The organism is Streptomyces sp. NPDC048291 (assembly GCF_043201715.1).
Classification (GTDB): Bacteria; Actinomycetota; Actinomycetes; order Streptomycetales; family Streptomycetaceae; genus Streptomyces.
In genome coordinates this window covers 398,170-404,848 of the sequence record NZ_JBICZC010000014.1, presented here as the reverse complement: position 1 = coordinate 404,848, position 6,679 = coordinate 398,170, and the positions used below count along the sequence as shown (strand labels likewise).

The window sequence follows — 6,679 nt, the reverse complement described above, 5'->3', positions numbered from 1 at the left end:
TTAAGGAAGTTCTCCGGTTCGGGACTGCCTTGGTCAGTACGACCTGGGCAGTCCCAGCACGTGCTGGGAGACGTAGTTGAGCACCATCTCCTGGCTGATCGGCGCGAGCCGCAGCAGCCGTGACTCACGGAAGTACCGCTCGACGTGGTACTCGCGGGCGTACCCCATACCGCCCAGCGTCTGCACCGCCCGGTCGGCGGCCTGGAATCCCGCGTCGGCGCACAGAAACTTGGCCATGTTGGCCTCACGGCCGCACTCCAACCCACGGTCGTAGCGCCAGGCGGCGTTGCGGGCCATGAGGCGGGCGGCGTCGAGGCGGGTCAGGGCCTCGGCGAGCGGGAAGGCGATGCCCTGGTTCTGGCCGATGGGGCGGCCGAAGACGATCCGGTCGTTCGCGTATCGGGTGGCCGCCTCCAGGGCCGCCCGGCCCAGGCCCAGGGCCTCGTGGGCGAGCAGGATGCGCTCGGGGTTGAGGCCGTCGAGGAGATAGCGGAACCCCTCGCCCTCCTCCCCGATCCGGGCGCTCGGCGGAACCCGCAGCCCGTCGATGAAGATCTCGTTGGAGGCGACGGCGTTGCGGCCCATCTTGGGGATCGGCCGGATGTCCATGGCCGTACGGTCGACGTCGACCAGGAAGACCGAGATGCCCTTGGTGGGCTTGTCGACCTGGTCGCGGGGGGTCGTACGGGCGAGGAGAACCATCTTCTGGCTGTCGCCCGCCTTGGTGATCCAGATCTTGCGGCCGTCGATGACGTAGTGGTCGCCGTCACGGCGGGCGACGGTGGAGATGCTGGTGGTGTCGGTGCCGGCGTCGGGTTCGGTGACGCCGAAGCAGACGTGCAGGTCTCCGGTGGCGGCGTGCGGGAGGACCTCGCGGCGGAGCTGCTCGCTGCCGTGCCGGGCCAGGACGTTGAGGCCGAAGATGGTCAGGTGCATGGTGCTGCAGCCGTTCATGCCGGCCCCCGAGGCGGCCACCTCCTCCAGCAGGAGTGAGGCCTCCAGCACGCCGAGTCCGCCGCCGCCGTACTCCTCGGGGACGGCGATCCCGAGCCAGCCGGCCTTGGCGAAGGCGTCGTAGAAGCTCCAGGGGAACTCGGCCCGTTCGTCCTGCCGGGCCCAGTACTCGGGGCCGAAGGAGGCGGCCAGCTCGCGGACGCCCGTGCGGATGTCCTCCTGCTGCTCGGTCAGCTCGAAATCCACGTGGCCCCCTGGAGCGCAGCCCTGCACAACTATGGAGAATGAGGTTTCCCTATACGTAGAATATCGTTCGCAGTCGGGGAGCGGAAGAAAGGGTGGGCCGTGAACATCGCGATGCTGCTCGACATGGCCGTGGCGGGCGATCCGGACCGGGTGGCGGTCGGGCCGCGCGGCTCGGGAATGACCCGTGCGGAACTTCGGCGCGCGGCCGGTGGAGTGGCGGCTGCCGTCCATCGGTCAGGGGCGCGGGAACTGGTGTTCGCAGGGGTCAACGGCCCGGACTTTCCCGTGCTGTTGTTCGGCGCCGCGCTGGCGGGCGTGCCGTTGGTACCCGTCAACTACCGTCTCTCCCCGGACGCGTTGACCGGTCTGCTCGATCACACCGACGCACCGCTGGTGGTCGCGGACAAGTCCCTCGCGGGTGCGTTCGCCGGGGCCGGGCTGCCGGTGCGGACCGCCGAGGACCTGCTGGCGGAGGGCCGGGCCACCGAACCGGCCGAGGGTCTGGAGGGTGCGGCGGACGACCCGGCCGTGCTGCTCTTCACCAGCGGGACCACCGCCGCGCCCAAGGCGGCCGTGCTTCGCCACCGGCATCTGACCAGTTATGTCCTGCAGACCGTGGAGTTCGCCTCCGCCGCCCCGGACGACACCGTCCTGGCCTCGGTCCCGCCGTACCATGTCGCGGGCGTCGGCTCCGTGTTGAGCAGCCTGTACTCCGGCCGCCGCATGGTGCACCTGGGCGCCTTCGAGCCGGGCGCCTGGCTGGAGCTGGTCCGTTCCGAGGGCGTCACCTCCGCGATGGTGGTGCCGACCATGCTGGCCCGGGTCGTCGAGCATCTGGACGGACGGCCTGCCGAGGTGCCGACGCTGCGCGCACTGGCCTATGGCGGCGCCCGTATGCCGCACACGGTGCTGGAGGCGGCGCTGCGGGCCTTCCCCGGCACGGGTTTCACCAACGCCTACGGGCTCACCGAGACCAGCTCCACCATCGCGCTGCTCGGCCCCGACGACCATCGCGCGGCGCTGGCCTCCGACGACCCCGCGGTGCGCGCCCGGCTGCGCTCGGCGGGCCGCATGGTGCCGGGTGTGGAGGCGCGGATCCGGGACACGGCCGGGGCCGTGCTGCCCTCCGGGGTGCCGGGCGAGCTGTGGGTGCGCGGTCCGCAGGTGTCCGGGGAGTACAAGGGGGCCGCCGCGCTGCTGGACGCGGAGGGCTGGTTCCGCACCCGGGATCTCGCCCGCTTCGACGACGACGGTTACCTGTTCGTCGTGGGACGCGCCGACGACACGATCATCCGCGGCGGGGAGAACATCGCTCCCGCCGAGGTGGAGGACGTCCTGCTGGGCCATGAGGCCGTGCGCGAGGCGGCGGTCGTCGGGGTGCCGGACGAGGAGTGGGGCGAACGGATCGCGGCCTTCGTCGTCGTCCACGAGGGGTCGGAAGTCGACGCAGAGGGGCTGCGGGCCTGGGTGCGGTCCCGGCTGCGCGGGTCCAGGACGCCCGATGTGGTCGTCTTCCGCGAGGAGTTGCCGTACACACCGACCGGAAAACTGCTGCGGCGCGAGCTGCTGACACTGATAGGGAAGGGCTGACGCCGTGACGTCGTTCGCTGAGCTGCACGACCTGACGGGCAAGGTGGCGGTGGTCACCGGCGGTTCGCGCGGGATCGGGCGGGCCATCGTGCAGACGCTCGCGGAGGCCGGTGCCGATGTGGTGGTCGCCTCCCGGAAGGGTGAGGTGTGCCGGGCGGTCGCCGAGGAGGTGCGGGCGTCGACCGGGCGGCGGGCCGTCGGGATCCCCTGCCATGTCGGCCGCTGGGACGACTGCGAACGGCTCGTGACGGAGTCCGTGGAGCGGCTGGGCGGGCTGGACGTGCTCGTCAACAACGCCGGGATGTCACCCCCGTACGAGAGTCTCGACACGGTCGGCGAGGAGCTCTACGACAAGACCCTCGCCGTGAACCTGAAGGGGCCGTTCCGGCTCGCGGTCCTCGCGGCGACGCACATGGCGGACCACGGCGGCGGCTCGATCGTCAACATCGGTACGGCCGGGTCGCTGATGGCGAGCGTCCACGAACTGCCCTACGCCTGCGCCAAGGCCGGTCTCAACGCTCTCACGGTGGGGCTCGCGGAGGCGTACGCACCGAAGGTGCGGGTGAACGCCATTCTCCCCGGGCCGGTGCTCACCGACGCCCACAAGGCCTGGGCGGCAGCGGACTTCGACGCCTCGTTCGTGCCGCTGGGCCGGCTCGGCGTGCCGGACGACGTGGCGCCCCTGGCACTGCACTTCGCCAGTGCCGCGTCCAGCTTCACGACCGGTGCGATCGTGCGGGTCGACGGGGGCATCACGCGGAAGGTGTGAGCGCCGTACGGCATACCACGTACGGCACGCGGAAGGGCGGCGGCTCCGGTCGGAGTCGCCGCCCTTCCGTCCCCCTCCCCCGGCCTCTCAGTGGTCGGCGGTCTCGTTCCGGTACACCTGTCCGCCCTTCATCACGAACCGCACGTCCTCGGTCACCCCGATGTCGGTCAGCGGGTCGCCGGGGACGGCGACGACGTCGGCGAGCAGGCCGGGTTCGAGGCGGCCCCGGTCGTCGGCGTCGATCAGTTCCGCGGCGACGGTCGTCGCGGCCCGGAGGGCGGCCAGCGGGGTCATGCCGCGGTCGACGAGGGCGAGGAGTTCACGGGCGTTGCGGCCGTGCGGGACCGCCGGGGCGTCGGTGCCGCAGGCGACCCTTACTCCGCGTTCGATGGCACGCCTGGTCGTCGCCTTGGCTCGGGGGAAGACGTCGGCGGCCTTGGCCTGGAGTTCGGGCGCGGCCTTGGAGACGTCCATGCCGTCGGCGATGTAGGTGGTGGCGACCAGGAAGGTGCCGCGCTCCACCATCAGGTCGAGGGTCTCGTCACCGGCCAGGAAGCCGTGCTCGACGCAGTCGATGCCCGCGTCCAGCACGGCCCGGATCGCCCGGTCGCCCATGCAGTGCGCCGCCACCTTGAGCCCGGCCCGGTGTGCCTCGTCGGCGATGGCCCGCAGTTCCTCGTCGGAGTACTGCTGGGCGCCGGCCGGGCCGGTGTGGGACATCACGCCGTTGGAGGCGCAGACCTTGATGACCCGGGCGCCGTGCTTGATCTGGTAGCGGACCGCCTTGCGCACCTCCTCGACCCCGTCGGCGATGCCCTCCTCGGTCGTCAGCGGCATGATGTGCGGCGCCAGCGCCTGGAACATGGTCGGGTCGAGGTGCCCGCCGGTGGGGGTGATGGCGTGCCCGGCCGGCACGACCCGCGGTCCCTCGATCCAGCCGAGGTCGATGGCCTTCTTCAGCGCCACGTCGAGCAGCAGGCCGCCGGTCTGCACGAACAGACCGAGATTCCGTACGGTCGTGAAGCCGGCCCGCAGGGTGCGGCGGGCGTTGGCGACGGCGCGCAGGGTGCGGACGGCGGGGTCGTCCTGGACGGGGTTGAGGGGGCTGCGGTGGTCGGGCCCGCCGAGCAGCAGGTTGACCTCCATGTCCATCAGCCCGGGCAGCAGGGTGACGTCACCGAGGTCGAGTACGACGGTGTCCGCCGGGACGGTCGCCGGGGCGACGGCGGTGATGTGCTCGCCCTCGACGAGCAGGTCCCCCGGTTCGACCAGTTCGCCCTTGTCGATGTCGAGCATGCGGGCGGCGCGCAGCCGCAGGGGTGGTTGTGGGGTACGGGGGCGGGGCATCAGGCGCCTCCCCCGGTACGGACGGCACGGGCGGCACGGGCGGCGGCACGGGCGGCGGTGACGGCTCGCATGCCGTTCACACCGCCGGTTCGACGACGGCGTCGATGCTCGCCGGGCCCGTGTCGGGCACCCGGGGCTGCCGCCAGGCCTCCACCGAGAAGGCGACGGTCACCAGGGCGCAGAAGAGCCACAGCAGGTGCTTGTCCTCGTCGGAGATGTCCGCCATGGAGACGTTCTGCAGGTACTCCGTGCCGGACGCGAGGAGCGGGAACGCCGCGTTGTAGAAGGTGTCCAGTTCGTCCATGGTGCTGGCGATCCGCTTGGCGTAACGGGCCTTCTCGGTGGGGACGGCCCAGTCGGCGAAGGGCTCCAGCGCGGCGAACTCGGCGGGAAGGACGGTGGCCATGGTTCGGTCTCCTCGGGTCAGTTCGCGGCCGGGGCGCCGGAGGTGCGCTGCTGGTACTCGCGGACGTACTGCCGGGCGGTGCCGTGCAGATGCCGGAGCAGGACCTCCTGGTCGTTGAGGGGGAACTCCCGCACCGCGCGCGATTCGAGCATGGTCTGGGTCGCCTCCAGGGTGTTGCCGTCCTGCAGGCCGTACTCCTTGAAGGAGACGACGGCCAGTTCCTGCTGCAGGCGCTGGAAGGCGTTCTCCGGCGGGACGAAGTAGCAGGTCGCCTCGAAGATGTGCGTGTTGTACGAGGTCGGCCAGTAGTGGTACGTCAGCACCCAGTTCGGCCGCCAGACCAGCAGCATGAAGTTGGGGAAGAAGACGAACGAGTCCATGCCCCAGCGAGGGTCCCGGGTGGGGTTGACGGCCGGCGGCAGCTGCTCGGTGCTCAGGCCGATGTCGGGTGCCTCCCACGGCCCGAACAGGCCGCTGCGCAGGGCCCCTTCGATGGGCTTGACCATCTTGCGGTCGTGCGGCGGGGCGATGCCGCCCCAGGAGGAGACCATGCTGTGCGGGCCGTCGATGTCGTAGTGCAGCGCCTCGTACCCGTACTTCTGGATCTTGCGGGCCTCGTCGGACACGTACTGGCCGGCGTGCAGGATCGGCGCGTGGTAGAACTCGGCGAACGCGTCGATGAACAGCTTCCAGTTGGCGCCGATCTCGGCGCGGTACCGGTGGGCCTGGGTCATCTTGTGGAACGGGTAGCCCTCGATGCCCTTGGCGAACTCGCCCAGGAACTCCCGTAGCGGAGTGGTGTTCTCGGGGTCGAGGTTGACGAAGACGAACCCCTCCCAGATCTCCGTCCGCACGTCCTTGAGGCCGTACTGCGACTTGTCCAGGTCGAAGAACTCCTGCTCCTGCTGGACGAAGGACAGCTTGCCTTCGAGGTCGTAGCGCCAGGCGTGGTACTTGCAGGTGAACTGGCGGCAGACCCCGCTGGTCTCCTCGCGCGGGAAGTCGTTCCACACGAGCTTGTTGCCGCGGTGCCGGCACACGTTGTGGAAGGCGCGCACCTCGTCGTCCATGCCGCGCACCACGACGACCGAGGTGCCGGCCGCATCCAGCTCCTTGGTGAAGTAGCTGCCGCGTTTGGGGAGTTGCTCGACCCGTCCCACGTTCAGCCAGGTGCGCCTGAAGATCGCCTCGCGCTCCAGCTCGTAGTGCGCGGGGGAGATCGAGTCCTCGTACGACACCGGCTCCGTGCCGATCTTCAGGTGTGCGGTCCAGCTGCCCGCCGCGGGCTTCTTGAAGTGCGCCATGGGGTCTGGTCCTCCAGTCGCTTGTACGGAGGGGACTCACGATAATCTCAGTCTCTCCGAATG

The 6,679-nt window shown here is 70.6% G+C and carries 6 protein-coding genes; 2 read left to right on the top strand and 4 right to left on the bottom strand.

What is annotated here, in order from left to right:
• Positions 1-33 precede the first annotated feature (33 nt).
• On the bottom strand, positions 34-1,200 hold the full coding sequence (locus ACGF5O_RS36365) for an acyl-CoA dehydrogenase family protein (protein WP_393814175.1): 1,167 nt from the start codon (positions 1,198-1,200) through the stop codon (positions 34-36).
• A 99-nt stretch (positions 1,201-1,299) separates the two neighbouring features.
• Between ACGF5O_RS36365 and ACGF5O_RS36360 the strand changes: the two genes are divergently transcribed.
• Together ACGF5O_RS36360 and ACGF5O_RS36355 are read left to right on the top strand one after the other, a co-directional pair.
• Complete coding sequence (locus tag ACGF5O_RS36360; RefSeq protein WP_393814174.1) at positions 1,300-2,790, top strand: class I adenylate-forming enzyme family protein; 1,491 nt, start codon at positions 1,300-1,302, stop codon at positions 2,788-2,790.
• Positions 2,791-2,794: 4 nt separating this feature from the next.
• Positions 2,795-3,559: an SDR family NAD(P)-dependent oxidoreductase gene (locus ACGF5O_RS36355; protein WP_393814173.1), complete on the top strand. Its 765-nt coding sequence runs from the start codon at positions 2,795-2,797 to the stop codon at positions 3,557-3,559.
• Positions 3,560-3,646: 87 nt separating this feature from the next.
• Here the strand turns inward: ACGF5O_RS36355 and ACGF5O_RS36350 are convergent, their stop codons facing one another.
• The 3 genes from ACGF5O_RS36350 to ACGF5O_RS36340 form a co-directional block, all read right to left on the bottom strand.
• Complete coding sequence (locus ACGF5O_RS36350; RefSeq protein ID WP_393814172.1) at positions 3,647-4,906, bottom strand: amidohydrolase family protein; 1,260 nt, start codon at positions 4,904-4,906, stop codon at positions 3,647-3,649.
• Between the two features lie 76 nt (positions 4,907-4,982).
• On the bottom strand, positions 4,983-5,312 hold the full coding sequence (locus ACGF5O_RS36345; RefSeq protein ID WP_393814171.1) for a hypothetical protein: 330 nt from the start codon (positions 5,310-5,312) through the stop codon (positions 4,983-4,985).
• A 17-nt stretch (positions 5,313-5,329) separates the two neighbouring features.
• The gene (locus ACGF5O_RS36340) at positions 5,330-6,616 is read right to left on the bottom strand and encodes an aromatic ring-hydroxylating dioxygenase subunit alpha (RefSeq protein WP_393814170.1); all 1,287 of its coding nucleotides are present in this window, start codon (positions 6,614-6,616) and stop codon (positions 5,330-5,332) included.
• Positions 6,617-6,679 lie beyond the last annotated feature (63 nt).

Coding starts and splice junctions, on each gene's coding strand:
- ACGF5O_RS36340 (WP_393814170.1), bottom strand. CDS start 6,616: ATGGCGCACTTCAAGAAGCCCGCGGCGGGCAGCTGGACCGCACACCTG.
- ACGF5O_RS36350 (WP_393814172.1), bottom strand. CDS start 4,906: ATGCCCCGCCCCCGTACCCCACAACCACCCCTGCGGCTGCGCGCCGCC.
- ACGF5O_RS36345 (WP_393814171.1), bottom strand. CDS start 5,312: ATGGCCACCGTCCTTCCCGCCGAGTTCGCCGCGCTGGAGCCCTTCGCC.